Raw genomic sequence first — 24,270 nt, forward strand, 5'->3', positions numbered from 1 at the left:
TCATCCGGCTTCAGGCGGTGAAGTCGCCGGACTTGCCGCCGCGCTTGGCGAGCAGGCGCACACCGCTGATCGTCATGCGTTTGTCGATCGCCTTGGCCATGTCGTAGATTGTCAGCAGCGCCGCAGAGACGGCGGTGAGCGCTTCCATTTCGACCCCGGTTTTTCCGCTGGTCGCCACAGTAGCCGTTGCGGACACGCCGTCGGCGCCTACTGCCAGGTCGATCGTCACCTTGGACAGGGGCAGGGGATGGCACAAGGGGATCAGATCGCTGGTCCGTTTGGCCGCCATGATCCCCGCGACGCGGGCGACAGCCAGCACGTCGCCCTTCGCCACCGCGCCATCTGCGATCGCCTTTGCGGCCTCGGCGGACATGGTGATGCGCCCCTCGGCCACCGCCTCTCGCGCAGTCTCGCTTTTGCCGCCGACGTCCACCATCCGCGCGGCGCCCGCTTCATCGAGATGCGTGAGCTGGCTCACCCGACTAGGGCACGCGTGGCGGCGGCGACATCCGGTTGGCGCATCAGCGATTCGCCAATCAGGAAGCAGCGCACGTCATGTTCGGCCATCGCATCGAGGTCCGCGCGCGTGTTGAGCCCGCTTTCGGCGACAAAGGTGCATCCGGCGGGCGCCTGGCCAACCAGCTCGAAGGTGCGGTCGAAGCTGACGGAAAAATCTCGCAGATCGCGATTGTTGACCCCGATGAGGCGGGAGCGGAGTGCCAGTGCCCGCTCCAGTTCCTCAGCGTCATGCACTTCGACCAGCACATCCATGCCGCGCTCGATCGCCGCGGCTTCGATCTCGGCGGCGGCACCGTCGTCCAGCGCTGCCATGATGATGAGGATCGCATCGGCACCGATGGCGCGGGCCTCCGCCACTTGCCAGGGATCGACCAGGAAGTCCTTGCGAATGACCGGCAGGTCACATGCCGCCCGCGCGGCGATCAGATAATCCTCATGCCCCTGGAAATACTCGTGGTCGGTCAGCACCGACAGGCAGGCAGCGCCGCCTTCGCTATAGGCGCGCGCATGGGCAGGCGGATCGAAGTCTTCACGGATCAGGCCCTTGGACGGGCTGGCCTTCTTGATCTCGGCGATCAACGCATAGCGCGGTGCGGCGTCGCCCTTCGAGGAACTGCGGATCCGATCCAGTGCCGCCTTGAAGCCCCTGGGTGCGGTCTGCGACCGCGCCAGTGCATCGAGGTCCCCTACCGAGCGCTCCCGCCGACGTGCCGCAACTTCCTCGCGCTTCGTGGCGAGGATCCGATCGAGGATCGTCATGCCCAGGCGATCCAGCGGTTGAGCAGGTCGTTCGCAGCGCCGCTGTCGATGGCCTCTGCCGCGCGGCGTGCGCCGCTTTCCAGCGGTTCGCCAACCAAGGTCAGTGCCACGGCGGCGTTGAGGAGCACCGCGTCGCGATACGCACCGTGCGTTCCCGTCAGCAATTGCCGAAGCGCCGCCGCATTGTGCGCGGGATCGCCGCCCCTGATCGCATCAATCGGATGGCGTCGGACACCGGCATCCTCCGGAACGATGCGCGCGCCAACATCGACGGCGCCGATCGCAACCGCGATGGTCGGACCCGCGCCCGAGACTTCGTCGAGCCCCTCTTCGCCGGACACCACCAGCGCCGCTTGTGTGCCGAGCTGTTCCAGCGCGTCGGCATAGACCGGCGCGTAATCCGGACGAGCGATCCCGATCAGCTGGCGAGTGACATGCGCGGGATTGGCTAGCGGTCCCATCAGGTTGAAGATCGTCCGCTTGCCGATCTGCCGCCGGATGGGCGTGATCCGCTTCATGGCCGGGTGATGATTGGCCGCGAACAGGAAGCAGATGCCGAGTTCGTTCAGCGTCTCTTCTGCCAGCGCGCCTGCCCGTTCCATGTCGAGGCCAAGAGCCTCCAGCGTATCGGCCGCGCCCGCCTTGGACGAGGCCGCCCGGTTACCATGCTTCGCTACCGGCACCCCGCAGGCGGCCACAACCAGGCTGACGGCGGTGGACACGTTGAGCGTATGGTGCCCGTCGCCTCCGGTTCCGCACACGTCGATCGCTTCCGCCGGGGCGCTGATCGGGATCAAGCGGTCCCTGAGCGCCCGGGCCGCTTCGGCAATCTCGATGGAGGTCTCACCCCGGTCGGACAGGTCGATCAGGAATCGCGCCACGGCCTCGTCGCTGGCCCGGCCATCCAGAATGTCGCTGAACGCCTGTGCCGCGCTTTCGCGCGACAGCGGGGTGGACGGGTTGGGCAGCAGGGAAATGGTGGTCATGAGGTTGCCTTGGAGCCGGTCAGCGCGACGAAGTTCGCCAGCAGATCGTGGCCATGCTCCGTTGCGATGCTCTCCGGATGGAATTGTACGCCATGGATCGGCAAGTCGCGATGGCGCAGGCCCATCACCGATCCATCCGCGGCGACCGCGTTCGGGACGAGCACGTCAGGCACATCCTCCACCACCAGGGAATGGTAGCGGGTGGCCGTAAAGGGCGAGGGCAGGCCGGCGAAGACACCCGTCGAATCATGTTCGATCGCGCTTGTCTTCCCGTGCATCAGGCCGCCGCGAACCACGCGTCCGCCAAAATGCTGCCCGATCGCCTGATGCCCCAGGCAAACGCCCAGCAACGGCCGGCGCGCCTCGGCACAGGCGGCGACGAGATCAAGGCTGATCCCGGCTTCGTTGGGCGTGCATGGCCCAGGAGACACGAGGAAACCGGTGGCGTTTGACGCAAGCGCTTCCGCCGCGGTCAGCGCATCATTGCGCTCGACGCGTACCTCGGCCCCCAATTCCATCAGATAATGGACCAGGTTCCAGGTGAAGCTGTCGTAATTGTCGACGACCAGGATCATGTGCCCGGTCCATAGCGCAACGCGGGCAAGCCGCAACGACTGTTGCGCTGGCGTAATCTCGCGTAGGCGCGGGCGCGACGTTCACGCGGGATAAAGCCGCCGCTGCGATCGTTGTGTGATTGCCCCAGGAGGTCGCCTTCCATGTTTCGCTCCCTCGTCTTTGCCGCCGCCGCTTCGGCCGCGATCATTCCCGCCGCCGCCATGGCCCAGTCGCAGGCGGAAAGCGGCCAGCCGCCGCAGCGTATCCGGCAAGTGACGCTGACCGGGAACGAGAAGTGCCCGACCGCCGCGGCGGATGAGATCGTGGTGTGCAGCCGCCTCGATCCGAACGAGCAGTTCCGCGTCCCCAAGGGATTGCGCCGCCCGCCCGAGGTGCCGGCCCAGAATCAGAGCTGGGTGAATCGTGCCGCAACCGTGGATCGCGTGGGCAGGGTGGCCGGCGGCCTTCCCAACACCTGCTCTCCGATCGGTACGGGCGGGCAGACCGGATGCGGCGTCGGGGCGGGTCAGGCTTGGGCCGCGGAGCGCCAGCAGGCGCGTCGGGAGCAGGAAGCCTCGACGCCAGAGGCCCGCACCGATATCGATCTGGAGGATGAGCCCCGGCGCTGATGCGTCGGCGGGCGCCGGGCGAGGGGATCAGCGCGGCGACGAGGTAACTGGCTCCCTCAGCAACCCCGCGAGGTCCGCTTTCCAGAACTTCGCCCATGTGTGGGTGCCGTGACCCTTCGTCTCCGGACTCGCGGCGATCAGCCGGAAGGTCGCGTGCGGCATGCGCTTGGCGGCGGCATCCGTGATCCCGTAGCCGGACGGGTTGATGAAATCGTCCTCGGAATTGATCCACAATACCGGGACGGTGATCTTCTCCAGCGCCGCCGACGGATCGTAGTTTCGTGAGGCGTCCAGCTGGTAGATGTAGTCGTTGGCATCGCGGCCAGCACTGTTGCGCGCGAACGCCTGTGCCAGGAACGCCTCGGATGCCGCCCGCGTCGGATATTGCTTCTGCAGCGCCAATGGGTTCGCGCCCGCGATGATCGACAGGCTTGCTGCGGTGCGCAGGCCCTGTTCCGGCTGCGCCGTATAATTGCCGCCCCTCCACGCCGGGTCCGCCTGGATCGCGTCGATCGACAGCTTGCGCCACATCCGGTTCAGCCCGGCAATCGGCACCGGCAAGCAGGCAAATGGCGCCAGCCGCTCCGCGAACCCGGGAAAGGTTTCACCCCAGACAAAGGCATGCATACATCCCATTGACGTGCCGAGGATTACCTTCAGCCGGGTGACGCCGAGCTTCTCCAGCATTGCCTTCTGTGCGGCGACCATGTCGTCATAGTCATATTTGGGGAACGCCATTCGCTTGCCGTCGGAGGGCTTGGACGAGGCGCCATGCCCGATGTTGTCCGGCAGGATCACATAGTGGGTACGAATGTCGAAGGGCTGGCCGGGCCCGTAGAGTTCATCGGCGAACTGCGGCGACAAGAATTGTTTGCCGGTCCCGCCCGTGCCGTGGAGAACCATGACGGCATTGTCGATCTGCCCGTCGGCGCGGCGATGGGGGGTGCCGAGGGTGGTGTAGTGCATCCGCACGTCCATGGTCTCGCCCGTCTTGAACCGGAACGCCGGCAGCGTGACGTCTGCCTCCTTGCTTGGCCATGCGGACGGGGCCGGTGCTGGATTGGCGGGCGTCGCCACCGGCTGCGTGGTCTGGGCCGTGGCGGGGAGGGCGGTTGCGAGAGCGGCGGTCGAAGCGACGATGGACAAGAAGCGCATGGTCGCAGCCTATCCACGACCGCGTGCCTGGGGAAGAGTTGTTACCGGTCCGCGCCCGGCCGCAGCGGGGTGGCTGCGTGCGCGCCCACCACCGTGTGCCAGGGCTCGACCCGCCACGCTTTCACCAGCCCCTGCAATACATAGGGATCTGCCTTCGCGAAGGCTTCGGCGCTGGCGCGGTCACGGAACAGCAGCAGTGCAGATGCCACGGGCTCGCCCACCGCCCCGCCCAGCACCAGATTACCGGTATCTGCCGCCGTCCAGGCGAGGCGAAGATGCTCCTCGCGGAACTCTCCACGCCGATCCAGATAATCCGGCGCCAGATCATAGACCAGCAACTGGTGCGCGGCGGCGTTCACTGTCCGAACCCGCCAGCGCTGGCTTGTGCAATCGCCTCTCGCGCCGCGGCGAGAAGGGCACCCGCCTTTGCCTCGCACTCGCGCTGCTCATAGGCGGGGTCGCTGTCCGCGACGATGCCGGCGCCCGCCTGAACATGCATGGTGCCGTCCTTCACAATCGCCGTCCGCAGGACGATGCAGGAGTCCATCGATCCATCCGGCGAGAAATAGCCGACACCTCCGGCATAGGCTCCGCGCTTTTCGCCCTCCAGTTCGGCAATGATCTGGCACGCCCGCACCTTGGGCGCACCGCTTACCGTTCCGGCCGGGAACCCGGCGAACAGCGCGTCGATGGCGTCATGCTTCGGATCGAGTCGGCCCACCACGTTCGAGACGATGTGCATGACGTGGCTGTAGAATTCGACGGTGTAGCTGTCGGTGACGTTGACCGTGCCGGCGGCGGCCACCCGGCCCACGTCGTTGCGGCCGAGATCGAGCAGCATCAGGTGTTCCGCCCGCTCCTTGGGGTCCGCAAGCAGGCTGGTCCGGTTTGCCTCATCCTCGCTTGCCGTACGGCCACGCGGGCGAGTCCCCGCGATCGGCCGGATGGTCACTTCCCCATCACGCACGCGGACGAGGATTTCGGGGCTCGAGCCGGTCAGGGCAAAGCCGGGCAGATCGAGGTGATAAAGGAACGGAGACGGGTTGATCCGGCGCAGTGCGCGATAAAGCTCGAAAGGCGGAAGCGCGAAAGGCGTGGTGAAGCGCTGGGCGAGCACCACCTGAAAGATGTCGCCGGCGACGATATACTCTTTCGCCGCCCTCACCATCTCGCCATAGCGGCCCTCCGGCAGCACTGGCGCGAGAGCGATCTCAGCCGGTTCGCCGCGAACGCGCGGCGGCAGCGTTGCCGCTTCCAGCCGCGCCTCGATAGCGTCCAGCCGTTCACTGGCTTCGGCAACGATCGCCTCATCCGACCGGCCCGCCTTTGGCCAGACCGGTGCGACAAGGAACAGCGCATCGGCCAGCCGATCGAAGACCAGGATCACGGTCGGCCGAACGAACATCATGTCCGGCAATCCCAGCGCATCAGTCTTCGGCGCGGGCAGATCTTCGACTAGGCCGATCGTCTCGTAGCCGAAATACCCCACCAGGCAGGCCAGCGCGCGCGGCAGTTCTTCCGGCACGTCCATCCGGCAGGAGGCGACCAGATCGCGCAGCGCGGCGAGGGTCGGCGCCTCGCAAGCAACGAATGCGTCGCGATCGGTCAGCCAGCGGCGGTTGATCGACGCGTGATTGCCTTCCGCCCGGAAGACGAGGTCGGGCGCGAGGCCGATCAGGCTATGCCGCCCGCGAACCGCGCCGCCTTCGACCGATTCCAGCAGGAAGTCGCCGCGGCCCGGCTCGATGAGCTTCAGGGCGGCCGCCACCGGCGTTTCGGTGTCGGCGATGCGCCGCCGCCAGACGAGCGCCGGCCGCCCTCCAGCGAGAGCGTCGAGGGCGGCTCGGTTACTGATTGGAGCCACCCTGGCCGACCAGGCTGGCCTTCACGCGTGCCACCGCATCCGGGTTCCGGCTCGCCTTCATCGCCTTCTTCACGGCTTCGGTGAACTGCTGTGCATATTCACCGCCGACCACGCGGCCGAGATCCTGACGGGTAGCGGTCAACACCTGCGGGATCTTCGCGGCATCCCCCGCGGTAATCTGCTCCACTTTGACGATCAGCCAGCCATTCCCGGCCGGTGACTCCAGCATCTTGGCGGTGCCGCCCTTCATGCTGAACATCAGCGCGAGCACCGGATTGGGGCCTCGCGGATCGGCGTTCACCTGCGAGCGTGCGGCAACCAGCCGTTCAACCTTGCCGCCGCGGACACCGGCATCAGCCAGGGCCTTGTCGATGGCAGCACCCTTGTTGATCGCTGCAAGCGCCTTGGTGGCTGCCGCACGCGCGGCGCGACGGGCACGATCGGCGGCGAAGTCTTGCGCCACCTGATCGCGTACCGATGCCAGCGGTCGCGGCGCGGCACGGACGATCCGGTCCAGCGCAACCACCGCGAAGCTGCCGTCGGCGGCAGTCTGGACAACCTGAGGATCGTCACCTTCCTCCGACTGGAAGGCCGCCGACAGGATCGGCAGCAGTGCGGGGTCGGGCTGCACGTTCGGCTTTTCCGGGTCGATGCCAGTCGCGGTGAGCGCCGGTGTGGCGACCGCCGTCAGCTTCTGGTCGGCGACCAGTTCGGAGAAGTTCGCGTTGTCTGCGATCGAGTCTTCCAGGGCGTCGCGGATCGCTGCAAGGCTGTCCGCGGTCTTTTTCTTCGTCAATTCCTCTACGATCGTCGGACGCGCTTCGGCCAGCGACTTGCCGGCGACCTGAGCGACATTCTCAACCTTCGCGACCACGAAGCCGATCGAGCCGCGCACGGGCCCGATCACGCCGCCACTCTGCGCGCCAAACACGGCATCCGCAACTGCAGCAGAGCTCGCCTGCGTCAGCGCCTGCTTGTCCTGCCCCTCCAGGCGGCGCGCCTCCAGGCCGGCGGCACGTGCCGCGTCGGACACGGAAGTGCCGCCGCGGACCTTGCTGGCCAATGATGCTGCTGCCTTTTGATCCAGCACCGTGACGAGGGACACGGTCCGCGTCTCACGGGCGCCCCAGCGCGCCTTGTCGCCATTGTACGCCGCGGCAATGTCCGCCTCGGTCGGCGTCGCGCGTGCCTTCACTGTTTCGGGCGTCACGATGGCGTAGCGGGCGACACGGCGCTCCGGAAGCGAGTAGCGGGTGACATTTCGCTGATACCAGTTCTGGATTTCCGCATCGGTCGGTGCGCTGCCCGCCGACATGGCAGACGCCGGGATCATCGCTACCTGCCCGGCACGACGCTCCAGCAGCAAGGAGGCGTAGGGGAGGGCAAGTGACTGCGGAACCTGGCTGGCGCCCAGCTGCGGCCGCAGCAGGAACTGCACCATGGTTTCCCGGGCGATATCGGATTGGACCTGGGCGTCGGTCAGGCGGTTGCGGGCGAGCACCTGCTCATAGATTGCCTGGTCGAACTTGCCGGTGGGGCCCTGAAGGGCGGGGATGTTGCGAAGCTCGCTGCCGATCAGCGCGCGGCTCACCACCATGCCCTGGTCCTGGCCAAATGCTTCCAGTGCAAGGCCGTTCAGCATCCGGTCCAGCACGCTTTCCACACCGCCGGCGGCCACCAGCTGGCTCATGTCGGCCGTAGGAGAGCGCTGCTGGGCGCCACGCAACTCGTCCTGTACGCGGCGGGTGAGTTCGGTTTCGGAAACGCTCTCGCCTCCGACCTTGGCGACTGTGCCGCCACTGGCCCCTGCGCTCTGCAGGCCAGTGATATCGCCCAGCGCGAATGCCAGCGCGATGACGCCCAGCACGCCCATCGTGATGACGATGCCAAAGCGTGAATAGATGATACGACGAAAGAACCCGAGCATGCAGCGCCAATCCGTTGAACGGCGCTCGCTTTAAGGGCGCCTCTTCGTTACCGCAACGGCGCAACCGACAAGGGGGAGAGAGCATGCGTCGCAAGTTCGTGGCGGGTAACTGGAAGATGAACGGCAATCTGGCGGCGCTGGCCGAGCTCGAAGCCGTGGCAACGTCGATCGATCCGCGCGTTGACGTGGCAATCGCGGTGCCAGCGACGCTGATCCATCCCGCCGCCCAGTGCGCAGGCTTTCCGATCGGCGCCGAGGATGTTCATGCTGCGGACAGCGGCGCACATACTGGCTGCGTTTCGGCACCGATGATCAAGGAGGCGGGCGCCGTCTTCTCCATCGTCGGCCACTCGGAACGGCGGCAGGGCCAGGGTGAAACCGACGCGGACGTGAAGGCCAAGGCCGAAGCATGCCGCCGCCATGGTCTGGATGCGATCCTGTGCGTTGGCGAGACGCTTGAGCAGCGCGAAGCCGGTGAGGCGGAAAAGGTCGTCACGGCTCAGGTCCGCGCCTCGTTGCCGGAGGGCGCCGCCGGCGATTGGCTCGCGATTGCCTATGAGCCGATCTGGGCGATCGGGACTGGTAAGGTCGCGACCGTTGCTGACGTGGAAGCAATGCATGCCGCCATCCGCGGCGCGCTGGTGGAAGTACTCGGGGCGGAGCAGGGTGGCGCCATTCGCCTTTTGTACGGTGGCTCCGTCACGGCCGAGAATGCCGCCGGGCTGCTCCACGCGGCGGAGGTGGACGGCGCGCTGGTCGGCGGCGCGAGCCTGACCGCAGCCAAGTTCGCGCCGATCATCGCGGCGGCTGTTGGCTGATCCGATCTGCCGGTCAGGCGTGCAGACCGCAGGTGCCAGCGCCTACGGTCTGCCGCAGTCTGAGATGGCCGGATCGCGCCGGAACGACGCTGATTGCGTCTGATGCGACGCTGACATCTGCAAGCTTGATTGGGATGTGCGAGGTAGCTCGTGCTTAGCCGTATCGCTTTTTCAGCACGCCCCAGGCTGCCCGCAAGCCGAGCGCTTCGCCACCTTTCGGGCGGGCCGGCTTGGCAGCCGGGCGCCACGCAAATGTGTCGACATGGGCCCAGGCGACGTTCTTCGGCACGAACCGCCGAAGGAACAGCGCCGCGGTGACCGCGCCTGCAAAGCCGCTGTCCGGCGCATTGACCATGTCGGCAATGTCCGACTTCAGCATGTCCTCGTAACCGTCCCAAAGCGGCAATCGCCACATCGGATCGTGAGCAGCGTCTGCTGCCTCCAGGAAGTCGGCGGCGAGCGTTTCGTCATTGGTGAAGAGCGGGGGCAGGTCAGGTCCCAGCGCCACCCGCGCTGCGCCGGTCAACGTCGCGTAATCCAGGATCAGTTCCGGCGACCCCTCGGCCGCCTTCGTAAGCGCGTCAGCCAGGATCAGGCGACCTTCCGCGTCCGTATTGGTATTTTCCACGGTGAGGCCCTGCCGCGTGCGCAGCACGTCGCCAGGTCGGAAGGCATCGCCCGCAATGGCGTTTTCCACTGCCGGGATCAGCAGGTGCAACCTGACCTTCAGCTTCGCCGCCATAACCAGGCTGGCAAGAGCGATCATGTGCGCCGCGCCGCCCATGTCCTTTTTCATCAGCCGCATCGCCGAGGACGGCTTGATGTCGAGGCCGCCCGAATCGAAGCAGACGCCCTTGCCGATCAACGCAACGCGAGGGTGGGCCGGATCACCCCATTCCAGTTCGATCAGCCGGGGCGAGCGATTCTTTGCCGCCGCCTGGCCCACCGCATGGATCATGGGATACTCGTCCGCGAGCACGTCCCCGCGAATGCAGTTGAACGTGGCGCCATGCTTTTTAGCCAAGGCCTCGACAATCGCCTCCAACTCGGCCGGACCGAGATCGGATGCACCGGTGTCGACAAGATCGCGGACTAGGGCGGTCGCTTCGGCCAGGCGAACGATTTCCTCGATTCGCGCCGGCTCTCCGGTCAGCAACACGCGTGGCCCCTGTGGTTCCGGGGTGCGATAGCGGGTAAACTTGTGCTGTCCGAGCGCCCACCCGAGCATGGCCGCGCCCGGTTCCCCCTTTGCAAGGCGATAGGTTCCCTCGGGGAGGCCATCGCCAAGGGAAGCGATCCGCCAGGGTGAGCTTTCCGCCTCGTTGCACACCAGCAGCATGGACCAGTCCTCGGCCGAGTCGCCGGGCAGAATGGCCCGATTGCCCGGCTTTCCCACTACCTTGCCCGCCGCCACGGCAGTGCGGCTGCGGACGGGTTGCTGTGCCAGCCAGTCGCTGAAGTCGTCGGGATGAACGACATGGATCAGGCGGGCGGGCTGGCCGCGATCGGCGGCGAGGAAGGAGCTGAAGTCAGTCATTGCAACCTTTGTCTCTCCTCCCTTCATCGGGAGGGTGCGGAAGCGCGAGTCTGTTGGGGCAAGGACATGCCCGTCCACTTTGCGCCCCGCAACCCGGGGCGGTGGGATGGTTCCCATGATCCGTCGTGCACCCTACATCGGGGGCATGACGACACACTCGACTCGCATGCTCATTCTCGGGTCCGGCCCGGCCGGCCTTTCCGCTGCCATCTACGGCGCACGCGCCGGCATGAAGCCGATCCTTGTTCAGGGCATTCAGCCCGGTGGTCAGTTGATGACCACCACGGACGTGGAAAACTATCCCGGCTTTGCTGACGTGATCCAGGGGCCGTGGCTCATGGAGCAGATGCAGAAGCAGGCCGAGCATGTCGGTACGCAGTTGATGTGGGATACCATTGTCGCCGTCGACCTGACCCGCCGGCCGTTCCGCCTGACCGGCGACAGCGGCGACATCTACGAGGGGGACGTGCTGGTGATTGCTACCGGCGCGCAGGCAAAGTGGCTCGGCCTGCCGAGCGAAGACGCGATGAAGGGCAAGGGCGTTTCCGCCTGCGCCACCTGCGACGGCTTCTTTTATCGCGGCAAGAAGGTCGCCGTCATCGGCGGCGGCAATACCGCGGTCGAGGAAGCGCTTTATCTCACCAACCATTCCGATGACGTCACGTTGATCCACCGCCGTGACAGTTTGCGTGCGGAGAAGATCCTGCAGGAGCGACTGTTTGCGCATCCCAATGTGAAGGTGCTGTGGAACAAGGAAGTTCGTGAGTTCGTGGATGGCGGCGGCAATGCCGGGCTCGTCGCGCTCGACCTGCGGGATACGGTAACGGGCGAACATTCCCGGCTCGATGTTGAAGGCGGGTTCGTCGCGATCGGTCACCATCCCGCGACCGAGCTCTTCCGCGGGCATCTGGAGCTCGACGAGGATCATTATATCAAGGTCGAAACCGGCTCCACGCGCACCAGCGTTCCCGGCGTCTTTGCGTGCGGCGACGTGATGGACAAGGTCTACCGCCAGGCGGTCACCGCGGCGGGCACCGGCTGCATGGCGGCACTGGATGCGGAGCGCTTCCTGGCGGAGGCGGATTTCGAAAAAATGGCGGAAGCGGCGGAATAATACCCTGATCTGTCATGCCGGGCTTGTTCCCGCACCGCCGGTGCCGCAAACGCTGCGGGCCAACGGGCACGCCGTTGGGTGCCGGAAAGTGCCCGGCATGACACAAGATCTTGGGGGGTCGCTTGAAGCTGAAATTCGTCCTGGCGCTTACCGCCGCCATTGCCGCACCGCTGGCGGCACAGAACAAGCCTGAGACCAAGGCCGAACGGTCGGATGATGCCGCGATCCCACCGCCCGTCGTGTCGGTCACGCGGCATTCCGGCACCTTCGGCGGCACGCGCATCAACTATCGTGCGATCGCTGGCGAGACCTACCTGAAGGACAAGGATGGCAAGCCTCTCGCTGCTATCACGTCATACAGCTACATCAAGGAAGGGCCGGTCGATCCCAAGCGGCCGGTGACCTTCCTGTGGAATGGTGGTCCCGGGTCCGGTTCCCTGTGGCTGCACATGGGCGCATTCGGACCCAAGCGCGTGGTGATCCCATCCGACGCGCGCGACGACGGCGCCCCGCCTTATCCCATTGTCGACAACGTCGATTCGCTCCTCGATGTCACCGACCTCGTCTTCATTGATCCCGTCGGAACCGGATTCAGCCGGGCGCTCGGCAAGACCGATCCCAAGGATTATTGGGGGGTGACGAAGGACGCCAAGTCGATGGCCGCCTTCATCCGGCTGTGGCTCAACGAGAACGGTCGCTGGAATGCCCCGAAATTTATCGGCGGCGAAAGCTATGGCACGACCCGTTCTGCGGCAGTCATCAATGAGCTTGAGGGCACCTACACCGACGTATCGGTCAACGGGATCATCCTCATCTCATCGATCCTGGATTTGAGCGCGGCGGCGGACACGCCAGGCAACGAGATCGGCTACATCACGAACCTGCCCTCGATGGCCGCGACCGCCTGGTACCACAACAAGGTTGCTGACCGGCCCGCCACCGTTGAACAGTTCATCGCAGAGGCCAAGGCCTTCGCAATCGGCCCCTACGCTAGCGCCTTGCTGAAGGGCAATGCGTTGACCGCCGAAGAGCGGCAGGCAATCCTTCCGCAACTCTCGCGCTACACCGGTGTGTCGCAGGAATATCTGGCGCGTGCCGATCTGCGTCTGGCGCCGGGACGCTTCTACAAGGAGCTGCTGCGCGACCGCGGTCAAACGATCGGGCGGCTCGACACGCGCTATCTGGGCAAGGATTACGACAATGCCGGCGAGGAGCCGGACAATGATCCGAGCTTCTATGCGATCGATGGTGCCTACACGGCGGCAATGAACGCCTATGCCCGCGAAACGCTGAAATACTCGCCCGACGTCACCTACGTTTCGATCGGCGGCGTCGGCGATTGGGACTGGAAGATCGGCGGCCCCCGCGGCGGCGCCGGGTATGTCAATGTTGCGCCGTACATCGGCCGCGCAATGCGTGAGAACAGCGGCCTGCGAGTGTTCGTTGGTCAGGGCTATTACGACTTTGCGACGCCCTTCTTCGGTGCGGAATATTCACTGAACCGAACCGGCATTCCCAATGACGGGCGGATTACCTGGCATTGGTACAATGCCGGTCACATGATGTACGTCCGCGATGAGGATTTGCGTAAGCTGTCCACGGACGTGCGCGCCTTTATCAGGGCGCGCTGAGGACGGATCGGATCGCCCGCTCGAGCGCAACGGCGTCGCCCGGGCGAGCGAAGCTGTGTGATCCGGTATCGATGGTGATGGTGCGCGGGAAAATACCCGCGCGCCTCGCCGCATCGGCATAGGCGATGGCTGTTCCATCACCGCGAGCCAGGATGACGGTGGCGCGGTCGCCCCAGCGAGCGATGGCCTCCAACGTGCGGGAGGTCAGATCCGTGGCCTCCTCGCGCGCCGCGATCTTCTTCAACCCGCGGAGCAGCTTGGCAGGCGAGAGCCCGCGGGTGGCGATCCGTTTCCAAGCCGCCGGGCTTTGCAGTTGCGCCAGATAATGCGCCTTGATGGCGGCCGGCGGCGGCAGGTTGGCCGCGCTTTCCACCACCCATGGATTCGCCAGCACAACTGAGTTGCAGCCGGCCTCGTTCCCCCACCACGCAAGACTGGTGGCCGCGTCGCAGTTTCCGAACCCGATCAAGCGACTGACCTGGGGCGCGACTGCTCGGAACGTGGCGGCAGCAGCAAGCAGATCTTCGCTGGCGTTCGAAAATGTCCGGTTGCTTCCGCTGGAGTCTCCGACACCGCGCCGATCATAGCGAAAGACAGGCGTGCCGGCGCTCGCCAGGCGAGCCGCAAGCATCGCCATTGCGCGATGTGCGCCAGCCCGAATCTCGTTGCCGCCGGTGACGATCAGCAGGCCGGTCGTTCCCGGCGCCTCATCGATCGTGCCCAGAAGCGTTTCTCCGGCACATTCAAAGGTCAGATGTCGGCGGTTCACCCGAACCAGTCCGCCGAAAACGCCTGTATCATCTCCGCCGGTAGCCGCCGTTCGCCCGCCATCACTCGGACTGCGCTCTAACCCAGGCAGCAAGATCGTCCGCCACAAGGCTCTGCAGTTGCTCGTCCGTATCGGGCTCACTGGCGCGCCATAATGGTCGGCCTGCCAGCTTGTGGTCGGCCGGTTTGATGTCGCTATCCAGGCGAACCACGCGCAATCGCCCGGTCACCGTGGGTTGCGCGAGTGCCAGGGCGCTCAGCATCTCGGACGATAGCAGGTTCCCTGCCAGATCGGCGCCTCCCGATAGCTCGCGGACCCGCCCAAGCTCCCGGATCAGGGCCTCGCCGGATTGCGGAGAAAGATACCACCGGCTGGCCGCCGCTGCCTCGCCATCAACCAACACGCCACTTCGCCACGCACAGATATGCACCGGGCCTGCGATCTGCCCGCAAGCGGCGGCGAATGCTTCCCTCCAGGCCTGCAGCGTGGCGCCCTCTGTGTCGACCAGGCTCTCGCCAGTACCGGGCAGATCGGGAAGGGCCGAAGCGATGCCGTGCTTTGCGAGCCGCCTCAGGACGTCGACCATTGCTGCGCGCGTGCGATTGCCTTCTTCGAACAAGGGCAATGCGGCGATCACGCAAGGCGGGCCCTCGGGGCCGAAGCGAAGCATCAGCTCACGCCCGCCCGCCCATTGATAATGATCGATGCGCGGGCCAGTTGTGCCCGCCATACGTTCAGATCAGCGTCTTGCTGGCGGCGAAAGTGGTGAGCGCGCCGAAGGTCTCGAGCATATCTCCGTCGACCTCATCATCGTCGATCACGATCCCCAGGCGGTCCTCGATCTCGGTCAAAACCCCTGCGACGGCCATCGAATCAAGTTCGGGCAGCGCGCCGAACAACGGCGTGGAATCATTAAAGGCGGATACCCGCTCGTCCGATAATGCAAGCACGTCCTTGAGCACGGCGCGCACCGTGGCGTCGACTTCGGGTTTGCCTTCCGGAATCACCTGCGTCCCCTCAAAAATCTTGGGTGCCGTTAAGCCCGGGGGATGAAATCCGCAACGCCCCGGCGCTATGACCGCTCGATGGTTCCCCTTGATCCGACGCCGCGACAGATAGACCATATACTCATGGGCGATGGCAGTGCGCCTGCGATCGTCGATCGCGCCGGTGTGCTGACGTATGCGCAGGCAGAAGAGCAGGTCGGCAGGCTGGCCGGCTGGCTGGCCGCTCAGAACCTGGCGAAGGGAGATCGTGTCGCCACTTGGCTGCCGAAGACCAGGGAGGCATGTTTGATGCCGCTTGCAGCGGTCCGGGCCGGCCTGATTCACGTCCCCATCAATCCGCTGCTCAAGCGAGCGCAGGTGGCGCATATCCTGGCAGATAGCGGCGCTCGGTTGCTGTTGACGCAGCCTGCCCGCGCCTCGACCCTGGAGGCCGCCGACGTTGCCGCGGTGGCCGTTCACACCGTGCCAGGTGCCGGCGACGAACTGCCCCCTTCGGCCGGCAATCCACGTGCGTTGGCGGCAATCCTGTACACATCGGGTTCTACCGGTCGGCCCAAGGGGGTGATGCTCAGTCACGCGAACCTCTGGCTCGGCGCCAACAGTGTCGCCCACTATTTGCGTCTCGTGCCAGAGGATGTGGTATTAGGCGTGCTGCCGTTCAGTTTCGATTATGGCCAGAATCAGTTGTTTTCCACTTGGGCAGCGGGTGCTGCAGTGGCGCCGCTGGATTATCTGACCCCGCGCGATGTTGTGAAGGCCGTTGAACGTGTCGGCGCGACGACCTTGGCGGGTGTGCCGCCATTGTGGGTTCAGTTGCTGGAGGCGGAATGGCCGGCGGCCGCCGCGAAGCGGTTGCGCAGGCTCACCAACTCCGGCGGCGCACTCACGGCCCGCATGGTGCGCGCGCTGCGCCAGCGCTTTCCAGAAGCAGAATTGTTCCCGATGTACGGCCTGACCGAGGCCTTCCGCTCCACGTTTCTTGATCCTGCGCTGGTCGATACGCATCCTGAGTCGATCGGGCGCGAGATACCGCATGCGGAGGTGATGATCGTCGGTGCGGACGGCAGCCGCGCTGCGGCGGGGGAGCCTGGTGAACTGGTTCACGCCGGCCCGCTGGTGGCGCAGGGCTATTGGCAGGATCCGGAACGCACCGCCCAGCGGTTTCGACCGGCCCCCGCGTTCTCCCGATATGGTGGCACGGCGGTCTGGTCCGGCGACACCGCCATGATGGATGATGATGGCCTGCTGCGGTTCGTCGGCCGCGACGATGAGATGATCAAGTCCGCTGGCAACCGGATCAGTCCCGGAGAGGTGGAGGAGGCAGTGGTCGCCGGCGGGGAGGCTGCGGAGGCGGTCGCGATCGGCGTTCCTGATGCACGCCTGGGTCAGGCCATTGTCGTGATCCTCCGTGGAGATCACGCGCGCGAGACGGATCTGCGGGAACGATTGCGGCGCGAGTTGCCGAACTTCATGCAACCGGTGCGGTTCGAATGGCGATCCGAACTGCCGCGCAACGCAAACGGCAAACTCGATCGAGCGATGCTTCGCGCGTCGGTGCAGGACCAGGGCGTGGCGCAGGCGAATGCCGGGTCAGATCGCGACAACGCGGCAGGGGATAGCGGAAAATGAGCAAGCCATTTGGTCCTTTGCCGCCGGAGTTCGCGTCGCAGACGGGTGAATTGACGATCGGCGACCGGGCTGCGCCCGAGTGGATTGCCGAGCACGGATCACCGCTATTCGTCTATGATCCCTCCATTGTGGCCGCACGGATCGCCGCCTTCCGAGGCGCCTTTCCCGCCGTCGATCTTCACTACGCCATCAAGGCCAATCCTCATCCTGCCTTGCTGGCAGCCATCGCTCCATTGGTCGATGGGCTCGATGTTGCGTCCGCCGGAGAACTGCAGAAGGCGCTTGCGGTCAAAGCTGCCAAGTCGATCAGTTTCGCGGGCCCGGGCAAGCGCGATGGCGAGCTCGAAGCGGCGATCAACGCGGGCGCCACACTTAACGTCGAATCGGAGGGTGAGGCGGATCGGGCGATCGGGATCGGCGAGCGGCTCGGGATAACTCCGCGCCTGGCTGTCAGGGTCAATCCCGACATGGAGCTGAAAGGCTCCGGCATGAAGATGGGGGGGCGGCCGTCGCCGTTCGGTATCGATGCCGAGCGCGCCGCCGCGCTGGTGCAGGCCATTGTCCGCCGTGGCGCCGACTGGCGGGGGTTCCATATCTTTGCCGGAAGCCAGGCCTTGGACAGCCGAGCGCTTATCGAGACGCAAGCAGCGACTCTCATGTTGGCGGAGCGGCTGAGCGAGGAGGCAGGGCATCTGCCACCGCTCGTCAATCTCGGCGGCGGCTTCGGTATTCCCTATTTCGCTGGCGATACGCCGGTCGATGTTGGGGCAATCGGTTCGGCGCTTGCGGAAGCGATACATGCCTCATCGCTGACGGCGGCGGGCACGTCCTATGCGATCGAGCTAGGCCGCTGGCTCGTCGGGGAGTGCGGTGTCTACCTGAGCCAGATCGTGGATCGCAAGGAAAGCCGCGGCGAGACCTTCCTGATCGTGGACGGCGGGTTGCATCACCAACTGGCCGCTAGTGGCAATTTCGGGACGGTGGTGCGCCGCAACTATCCGGTTGCCGTTGCTGGCAGGACAGGCGGTTCGGGGTCCGAAGAGGAGGTTTCGGTAGTGGGGTGCTTGTGTACGCCGCTCGACCGACTGGCGGATCGGGTGACCCTCCCTCGAGCGGACGTGGGCGACGTCATCGCGATCTTTTTGGCCGGTGCGTATGGCGCAACCGCCAGCCCCAGTGCCTTTTTGGGACACCCGGCCCCGACCGAGGTCGTCGTACAGCGCTCCTAAACCCTATCTTCACCTCTTACTTTCAAGTGGAAGTTAGCGGAGCCCGGCAGGGGAGGGTGATCTTCCCTGCGCCGGTCGCTTGCGCCCGACGGAGGTTATTCGATGCGCTTTTCGCGAGGGTACAGTTCCTTGCCTGCAGCCCTGCTCGCTACGACGATGCTGGCGGGATGCGCCACCGTCGGTGGTGCACGGCCGGAACTGCCTCCGGCGGCCTTTGTCGCGCAGCGTGAGCAGCCCGGCGACGAATATGTTATCGGGCCGCTGGACTCTCTCCAGATCTTTGTCTGGCGCAACCCTGAACTGTCGGCGAAGGTCCAGGTGCGACCGGATGGTCGTATCACCACGCCGCTCGTCAACGACATGCCAGCCGTGGGCAAGACGCCCGCGATGCTTGCGGACGATATGAAGCTGGCGCTGCGTGAATATATCAAGGATCCGATCGTCAGCGTCATCGTGGACAGCTTTTCGGGCACTTACAGCCAGCAGGTGCGGATTGTTGGCGCCACCGAAAAGCCGGCGGCGCTGCCCTATCGCGCCAACATGACGCTTCTCGACGCCATGATCGCGGTGGGCGGCTTGAATGAATATGCCGCGGGCAACCGCGCTCGTCTGATCCGCTATGATCGGACCACCGGCAAGCAGACCGAGTACCAGCTCAATATCAACCGTCTGCTGAAGAACGGGGATTCCAAGGCAAATGTGCGCTTGGAACCGGGCGATGTGATCATCATCCCCGAGAGCATGTTCTAAAAGGCGGGCCGGTGACTGGGCTTTACGAAGAGGTCAGGATCGCGGTTCATGCCGTGTGGACCAGGCGCTGGCTGGCGCTCGCCGTGGCTTGGGCGATCTGCCTGTTGGGCTGGCTGGCGGTCAGTCAGATCCCCAGCCGCTACGAAAGTCGCGCTCGCGTCTTCGTCCAGATGCGCTCGGTCCTGCCCGCCGGCAGTGAGGCCGGCGCGATGGGCGATCAGCAGCGCGACATCGATACCGTTCGCCAGACGCTGACCTCTTCGGTGAACCTGGAGAAGGTGGTGCGGGGCACCGACCTTGCCAAAACCGCGTCGTCCGACCGCGAGGTCGCCGATCGAGCCGCTGGCCTTCAAAACGCTATCAAGATCACTGCCCAGCAGGACAATCTGTTCGAGATTGTCAGCACCGCGGCAACGCCAAAGCTGGCGTCCAGCATCACGCAAAAATTGATCGATATCTTCGTCGAAACCAATCTTTCCGACGATCGCGCGCAGAGCACCCAGGCCCTGCAATTTCTTGACGGCCAGCTTCAGTCGCTCGGCGCCAAGCTGCAGGATGCCGAGGCGAAGCGCGCCGACTTCCAGAACCGCTATCTTGGATCGCTGCCGGGCAGCGGCTCGGTGGCGGATCGCATGGGCGCCGCGCGGGCGCAGATGAGCCAGGTCGACGGAGATCTTGCCGCGGCAAGCTCGAGCCTTGCTGCTCTGCAGGGGCAATTGTCCGGCACCCCGCCGACGATCGCGGGTGCAGCAGCAGGCGGAGCCGGTGTGGGCCCGGCGCGTGCCCGATTGGCTGCGATCCAGGGCCAGTTAGCCGACGCGCGCGGCCGCGGTTACACCGATAATCATCCCGACGTGATCGCGCTTAAGTCGCAGCTGGCACAGGCGCAGGCCGCCGTGCGAAGCGAGCCGGCAGGCGCGGCTGGCGCCGGCGTTCCCAATCCTGCGTATCTTTCGCTCCAATCGATGCTGGCTGATCGCCAGGCGAATGTTGCGGCGCTGCGCATGCGCAAGCAGCAGCTTCAAGCCGATCTCGACACGCTGAGTGCCAAGCTGTCGGAGGATCCCGAAGTGGCGGCGGAGCAGGGAGAGATCGAGCGCAACTACACCGTCCTGAAGGATCAATATGATCGCCTTCTGGCACAGCGCGAGCAGGTCAACCTACGCAGTCAGGCGCAGTCGCAGACGGATGCCGTCAAGTTCAGCGTGATTGATCCTCCGACGCAGCCTCGTACGCCGGCCGCGCCCAACCGGCCGCTATTGCTTACCGGAATTCTGATCGTCGGCATCCTCGGCGGCATCGGAAGCGCTTTTGCGATGTCCAAGCTGCAAGCGACTTTCCCTACTGCCCAGCGGCTTGAAAAGGCGTCCGGCATGCCAGTGATCGGTTCCATCGGGGAAATGCTGACCCGGCATCAGGCGGAGCTTCGGCAACGGCAATTGAAGCTTTTCATCGGTGGAGCGGGCGCGCTCGCCATCGGCTATGTGGCGCTGCTCGGCGTCGAAATGCTTCAGCGGGGTCTAGCAGCATGACGAACGCCGACAAGAAAATGGAAGAGTCGCTGATCGAGCGGGCGGCGCGCGTCTATGACTTCGGCGCCCACCTGCGGCAGCGTCAGGCTCCCGTGCAGCCGGCATCGTCGATCCCGGCGGAAGGCGTCCCGACCGAGGCACAGGACCAGCCCGGAGTGGATAGTCTGGAGCAACCGGACTCTGTTCCGGCCGACGAACAGACAACTGCTGCACATGACGGCTCTACTCAGGATAATCCCGAGGATGCGAGGCCGCTCGACCTGACCTTCGACCTGCTTTCGGCCGCTCCTCCTGCTCCCGAAGGCGCCGAAACGCTCTCACGGGAAGCCGCGGCGACGCTGATGGCGATCCCGCCGGAGCTTCGCGCCGGGGCTGAACCGGAAGATGACTTCGAAATCCTGCTTGATGGGATCGCCCGCATCGATCGGGCCATGCTGGCCGAAAAGGGCATGCTGGTTCCCGGTGCCCCGATCGGCGCGCTGGCGGAGGAATTCCGGCTGGTTAAGCGTCAGTTGCTTCTTGGCGCTCGCGCCCTCGCCGCAGGGTCGCTGGGCGAGCGGTCCCGCACCCTTCTGGTGGGATCGGCCAAGCCCGGCGAGGGCAAAACATTCTGCGCGATCAATCTCGCGATCAGCCTTGCGGCGGAACGCGATATCGAGGTCCTGCTGGTCGATGGCGATTTCGCCAAGCCCAATATCATGGCGACGCTCGGCCTCGACGACTCGACGGGCCTCCTCGACATTCTTGCTGACCGGACGCTGGATCCGGAAGAGTTCGTGGTCCGCACCGACGTGCCTCAATTGTCCCTTCTTCCCGCCGGCAAGCGCACTCATTCGGATACCGAGCTGCTCGCCAGCGCCCGCACCGGGGAGATTATCGATCAGCTGTTGGGGAGTGACCCGCGTCGCATCATCGTTTTTGATACGCCGCCCGCACTCGCCGCGTCGCCGGCGTCGGTTCTGGCGCTTCTTGTCGGTCAGGTGATGCTGGTGGTGCGTGCAGATCGCACCACGGAAGCCGAAGTCCGCGAAGCAGTGAACATCCTCGATGGATGCGAGCAGATTAGCCTGGTTCTGAATTCGCGCTCCTATGAGCCGGGCGGCGGCCGGTTCGGAAGCTATTACGGTTAGGAAGGTAACGTGCTGAGGCTCCGGGATACAGCACTGGCTCATGGCATCGCCCTCGCGATGGTTCTGGCCGCTAGCGGCGCCCAGGCGCGCGATCGTTATGTGGCGCCCTATATCGAGCTCAGTCAGGTGCTCGATGCCAATCTCAGCAACGATGATGTTCTGACATATTCGCAGATCGCCGTCGGCGTTGATGCCGGCGTGACCGGGCGCCGGGCCGAAGGGCAGGTCAGCTACCGTTACGAGCGGCGCATCCAGTGGGATGACCGGGTGGCGGACGAGAATGTGCATACCGGTCTTGCGCGCGCCTCCGCTTCCGTGGCGCCCGGCTTTTCGCTCGAGGGCGGCGCGGTCGCGACCCGGGCCAGAGCGGATATCCGGGGCGCAGCGCCCGGGAATTTCGTCGGCAACGTCGACAATGTCACTCAGGTCTACTCCGTCTATGCCGGACCAAGCCTTACCACCAGCGCAGGTCCGGTGCAGATCGCAGCCTCGGCCTTCGGCGGCTACACCAAGGTGGAATCACCGGTAGTCACGGGCGTGGGTCCGGGTCAGCCGCGGTTGGACTATTTCGACGATTCTAAGAGCGTCCTTGCCCAGGCGTCCGCTGGCGTGGCCGCGGGAACCGTGCTGCCTGTAGGCGTTACCGTTAGCGGTGCCTATGAGCGTGAAGAGGCCGGCCAACTCGAGCAGAAGTACGAAGGATATTACGCCCGCGGCGACGTGACGCTGCCGGTAAGCCGCACGGTCGCCCTGCGCGCCGGTGCGGGCTACGAGAAGATCAAGGCCACCCAGCGGGACGCCTTGGTTGATGCCGCCGGTAACCCTGTTGTTGACCGGGATGGACGCTTCGTCACGGACCCCGCGTCGCCAGAACGGATCGCCTACAATACGGACGGCTTGATCTATGACGCCGGCGTTATCTGGCGCCCGAGCCCTCGCTTCGAACTTCAGGCGAATGCCGGCTATCGCTATGGTGGGGAGACGTATTTCGGCTCTCTGAACTGGGAGATGGCGCGAAATACGGGTCTTCAGGTCGTCGTTTACGACGGGATCGAGACGTTTGGCCGTCAGCTTCGAGATGGCCTTCGCGACTTGCCCACCGCATTTCAGGGAACGGCCAGTCCCTTTGGACAGCAGTTCAACGGCTGCATCTTCGGCAGCAATGCCGGCGGCAGCGGGGCGGACGCAGGCGGCTGCCTGAACAACGTGTTCCAGTCCATCTCGACGGCCAGCTACCGGGCGCGCGGGATCGATGCCGTGGTATCCGCCACGCAGGGCCGCACGGCTTACGGCGTCGGCGCGGGCTATGCCAATCGCCGGTTGAACACACCGGTTGTCGCCCCGGGCACAGTGGCGATCGCGGTCACCGACGAGAGTTATTACGCCCAGCTTTTCTGGTCGCGTGCGCTAAGCCGGGTTTCCCAGGTCGATGTGAACTTGTTCGCCAATTACTATGACAGCGGCCTGCCCGTGGCGAACGGCGTGTTCAACCTGGGTGCGACCGGCAGCTATTCTCGTCAGTTCGGACGGCTGGGCACCATCGCATCGCTCGGTCTCTACACGTTCGATCAAGAAGGCTTCGATAGCCAGTGGTCGGCGCAGGCGCTGCTTGGCGCCCGTTACACATTCTAACCGGACAGCAATCTGAAGGGGTGGCCCGGCATGTATGAGGAACATTTTGGCCTGACTGAGCGGCCGTTCCAGCTGACGCCCGATCCGCGTTACTGGTTCGACTCCGCGACCCATCGAAAGGCTATGGCATATCTGGGCTATGGCTTGGCCCAAGGTGAAGGCTTCATTGTCATCACCGGCGATATCGGCGCCGGCAAGACGACGCTTGTCGGCCATGTTACGGCACAGATCGATCCCGCCAACCTCAACGTCATCACGATCGTGTCCACCGCGATCGAGGGGGATGATCTGCTCCGGGTGGTCGCGACCGGGCTCAACATCGAGCCGGCTGGACGTTCGAAGGCGGAGCTGCTGACGCTCGTGGAGCGAGGCCTTCATGCCGTCGCACGCACCGGGCGCCGCACGTTGCTGATCGTCGACGAGGCACAGGCGCTGCCGGTGTCTGCGCTGGAGGAGCTTCGCATGCTCTCCAACTTCCAGGCAGGCGGCCGCGCGATGCTGCAGATCTTCCTGCTGGGTCAGCCGGAGTTTCGCGAACGCCTCAACGGTTCCGACCGGCTCGAGCAACTGCGACAGCGGGTGATTGCCATCCACCATCTCGAACCGATGGCTCCTGACGAAGTGGCGAGCTACGTCAATCACCGGCTGAAGATCGCCGGATGGACCGGCGCGCCCAGCTTCGCGGACAATGTCTTCCCGGTACTGCACCGGGCAAGTGGCGGTGTGCCGCGCCGCTTGAACCAGTTGATGGGACGAGTGCTGCTGCACGCCGCGATCACCGAGGCCAAGGTGATCGACGCTGCGCTGGTGAACACCGTTCGCGCGGATGCCGCCCGGGATTTGCCCAGCGCCTCCAGCATCACGCCCGCGGTACGCGCCGTGCCGAACGCACCATCCGCGGCGGCGCGGCCAACGGACGGCCATTCCCAGTTGGCGGCCAATCCCGAGCTGCTGCAGCGGATTGCCCGTCTTGAACAGCGGGTGGAGGAGCAGGACGCCGCGCTTCGCCGGATGCTGACGTTGCTTGTGGACTGGGTCGAAAGCGATGCTCCCGCACCCCGCGGCGGACTGGAAGCGGTGCGCGGCGCGGCAGCGTGA

The 24,270-nt window shown here is 65.2% G+C and carries 23 protein-coding genes; 11 read left to right on the plus strand and 12 right to left on the minus strand.

Features of this window, described 5'->3' with window-relative positions:
* Positions 1–10: 10 nt before the first annotated feature.
* From moaC to LQ954_RS02980, 4 genes are read right to left on the minus strand one after another with little or no spacing between them, the layout of a single operon-like run.
* Positions 11–478 carry a cyclic pyranopterin monophosphate synthase MoaC gene (moaC, locus tag LQ954_RS02965; protein ID WP_227770924.1) on the minus strand — a complete coding sequence of 156 codons (468 nt, stop codon included), beginning with the start codon at positions 476–478 and terminating at the stop codon, positions 11–13.
* Positions 475–1,278: an indole-3-glycerol phosphate synthase TrpC gene (gene trpC, locus LQ954_RS02970; RefSeq protein WP_227770923.1), complete on the minus strand. Its 804-nt coding sequence runs from the start codon at positions 1,276–1,278 to the stop codon at positions 475–477. The genes moaC and trpC overlap by 4 nt, the downstream gene beginning before the upstream one ends.
* Positions 1,275–2,264: an anthranilate phosphoribosyltransferase gene (trpD, locus tag LQ954_RS02975; RefSeq protein ID WP_227770922.1), complete on the minus strand. Its 990-nt coding sequence runs from the start codon at positions 2,262–2,264 to the stop codon at positions 1,275–1,277. Before trpD ends, trpC begins: the two co-directional genes overlap by 4 nt.
* A complete protein-coding gene (locus tag LQ954_RS02980; RefSeq protein WP_231021879.1) occupies positions 2,261–2,839 on the minus strand; it encodes an anthranilate synthase component II in 579 nt (192 codons plus the stop codon). The genes trpD and LQ954_RS02980 overlap by 4 nt, the downstream gene beginning before the upstream one ends.
* A 141-nt stretch (positions 2,840–2,980) precedes the next feature.
* Here LQ954_RS02980 and LQ954_RS02985 point away from each other — a divergent pair, with 141 nt between their 5' ends.
* Positions 2,981–3,448, plus strand: a complete 468-nt coding sequence (locus LQ954_RS02985; RefSeq protein ID WP_227770920.1) for a hypothetical protein — start codon at positions 2,981–2,983, stop codon at positions 3,446–3,448.
* 27 nt (positions 3,449–3,475) lie between these two features.
* Here the strand turns inward: LQ954_RS02985 and LQ954_RS02990 are convergent, their stop codons facing one another.
* From LQ954_RS02990 to LQ954_RS03005, 4 genes are read right to left on the minus strand one after another with little or no spacing between them, the layout of a single operon-like run.
* Positions 3,476–4,603, minus strand: coding sequence for an alpha/beta fold hydrolase (locus LQ954_RS02990; protein ID WP_231021881.1), 1,128 nt, complete (start codon positions 4,601–4,603; stop codon positions 3,476–3,478).
* 41 nt (positions 4,604–4,644) lie between these two features.
* Positions 4,645–4,962: a YciI-like protein gene (locus LQ954_RS02995; RefSeq protein ID WP_227770918.1), complete on the minus strand. Its 318-nt coding sequence runs from the start codon at positions 4,960–4,962 to the stop codon at positions 4,645–4,647.
* Entirely contained in the window at positions 4,959–6,467 is a 1,509-nt protein-coding gene (trpE, locus tag LQ954_RS03000; protein ID WP_231021883.1) for an anthranilate synthase component I, read from the minus strand. Before trpE ends, LQ954_RS02995 begins: the two co-directional genes overlap by 4 nt.
* The gene (locus LQ954_RS03005) at positions 6,451–8,394 is read right to left on the minus strand and encodes a peptidylprolyl isomerase (RefSeq protein ID WP_231021885.1); all 1,944 of its coding nucleotides are present in this window, start codon (positions 8,392–8,394) and stop codon (positions 6,451–6,453) included. The genes trpE and LQ954_RS03005 overlap by 17 nt, the downstream gene beginning before the upstream one ends.
* Before the next feature lie 83 nt (positions 8,395–8,477).
* Here LQ954_RS03005 and tpiA point away from each other — a divergent pair, with 83 nt between their 5' ends.
* Positions 8,478–9,212, plus strand: a complete 735-nt coding sequence (gene tpiA / locus LQ954_RS03010; RefSeq protein ID WP_231021886.1) for a triose-phosphate isomerase — start codon at positions 8,478–8,480, stop codon at positions 9,210–9,212.
* A gap of 154 nt (positions 9,213–9,366) precedes the next feature.
* On the opposite strand, the gene LQ954_RS03015 is transcribed toward tpiA, so the two are convergent.
* Positions 9,367–10,749, minus strand: a complete 1,383-nt coding sequence (locus tag LQ954_RS03015; RefSeq protein ID WP_231021887.1) for a leucyl aminopeptidase family protein — start codon at positions 10,747–10,749, stop codon at positions 9,367–9,369.
* A 145-nt stretch (positions 10,750–10,894) separates the two neighbouring features.
* Here LQ954_RS03015 and trxB point away from each other — a divergent pair, with 145 nt between their 5' ends.
* Complete coding sequence (trxB, locus tag LQ954_RS03020; RefSeq protein ID WP_227771097.1) at positions 10,895–11,863, plus strand: thioredoxin-disulfide reductase; 969 nt, start codon at positions 10,895–10,897, stop codon at positions 11,861–11,863.
* A gap of 122 nt (positions 11,864–11,985) precedes the next feature.
* The gene (locus LQ954_RS03025) at positions 11,986–13,494 is read left to right on the plus strand and encodes a S10 family peptidase (protein WP_443026598.1); all 1,509 of its coding nucleotides are present in this window, start codon (positions 11,986–11,988) and stop codon (positions 13,492–13,494) included.
* On the opposite strand, the gene LQ954_RS03030 is transcribed toward LQ954_RS03025, so the two are convergent.
* The 3 genes from LQ954_RS03030 to LQ954_RS03040 all read right to left on the minus strand — a co-directional run bounded on the left by LQ954_RS03030 (position 13,481) and on the right by LQ954_RS03040 (position 15,270).
* Positions 13,481–14,263, minus strand: coding sequence for a hydrolase 1, exosortase A system-associated (locus LQ954_RS03030; protein WP_231021888.1), 783 nt, complete (start codon positions 14,261–14,263; stop codon positions 13,481–13,483). The two genes, LQ954_RS03025 and LQ954_RS03030, sit on opposite strands and share 14 nt — an antisense overlap.
* A gap of 61 nt (positions 14,264–14,324) precedes the next feature.
* Positions 14,325–14,993 (minus strand): hypothetical protein, encoded by a 669-nt coding sequence (locus LQ954_RS03035; RefSeq protein ID WP_231021889.1) that lies wholly within the window; start codon positions 14,991–14,993, stop codon positions 14,325–14,327.
* Between the two features lie 4 nt (positions 14,994–14,997).
* Positions 14,998–15,270 (minus strand): acyl carrier protein, encoded by a 273-nt coding sequence (locus tag LQ954_RS03040; RefSeq protein WP_227770911.1) that lies wholly within the window; start codon positions 15,268–15,270, stop codon positions 14,998–15,000.
* A 78-nt stretch (positions 15,271–15,348) separates the two neighbouring features.
* Between LQ954_RS03040 and LQ954_RS03045 the strand changes: the two genes are divergently transcribed.
* The 7 genes from LQ954_RS03045 to LQ954_RS03075 all read left to right on the plus strand — a co-directional run bounded on the left by LQ954_RS03045 (position 15,349) and on the right by LQ954_RS03075 (position 24,270).
* Positions 15,349–16,899 (plus strand): AMP-binding protein, encoded by a 1,551-nt coding sequence (locus LQ954_RS03045; RefSeq protein ID WP_231021890.1) that lies wholly within the window; start codon positions 15,349–15,351, stop codon positions 16,897–16,899.
* Complete coding sequence (locus LQ954_RS03050; protein WP_231021893.1) at positions 16,896–18,128, plus strand: pyridoxal-dependent decarboxylase, exosortase A system-associated; 1,233 nt, start codon at positions 16,896–16,898, stop codon at positions 18,126–18,128. The genes LQ954_RS03045 and LQ954_RS03050 overlap by 4 nt, the downstream gene beginning before the upstream one ends.
* Positions 18,129–18,230: 102 nt before the next feature.
* Positions 18,231–18,878, plus strand: coding sequence for an XrtA/PEP-CTERM system exopolysaccharide export protein (locus LQ954_RS03055; RefSeq protein ID WP_227770909.1), 648 nt, complete (start codon positions 18,231–18,233; stop codon positions 18,876–18,878).
* Positions 18,879–18,889: 11 nt separating this feature from the next.
* Positions 18,890–20,410, plus strand: coding sequence for an XrtA system polysaccharide chain length determinant (locus tag LQ954_RS03060; RefSeq protein WP_231021895.1), 1,521 nt, complete (start codon positions 18,890–18,892; stop codon positions 20,408–20,410).
* Complete coding sequence (locus LQ954_RS03065) at positions 20,407–21,540, plus strand: AAA family ATPase (protein WP_330999931.1); 1,134 nt, start codon at positions 20,407–20,409, stop codon at positions 21,538–21,540. The genes LQ954_RS03060 and LQ954_RS03065 overlap by 4 nt, the downstream gene beginning before the upstream one ends.
* 9 nt (positions 21,541–21,549) lie before the next feature.
* Positions 21,550–23,172, plus strand: coding sequence for a hypothetical protein (locus LQ954_RS03070; RefSeq protein ID WP_227770906.1), 1,623 nt, complete (start codon positions 21,550–21,552; stop codon positions 23,170–23,172).
* 30 nt (positions 23,173–23,202) lie between these two features.
* On the plus strand, positions 23,203–24,270 hold the full coding sequence (locus LQ954_RS03075; protein ID WP_227770905.1) for an ExeA family protein: 1,068 nt from the start codon (positions 23,203–23,205) through the stop codon (positions 24,268–24,270).

This window comes from Sphingomonas sp. IC-11 (assembly GCF_021043365.1).
Classification (GTDB): domain Bacteria; phylum Pseudomonadota; class Alphaproteobacteria; order Sphingomonadales; family Sphingomonadaceae; genus Sphingomonas.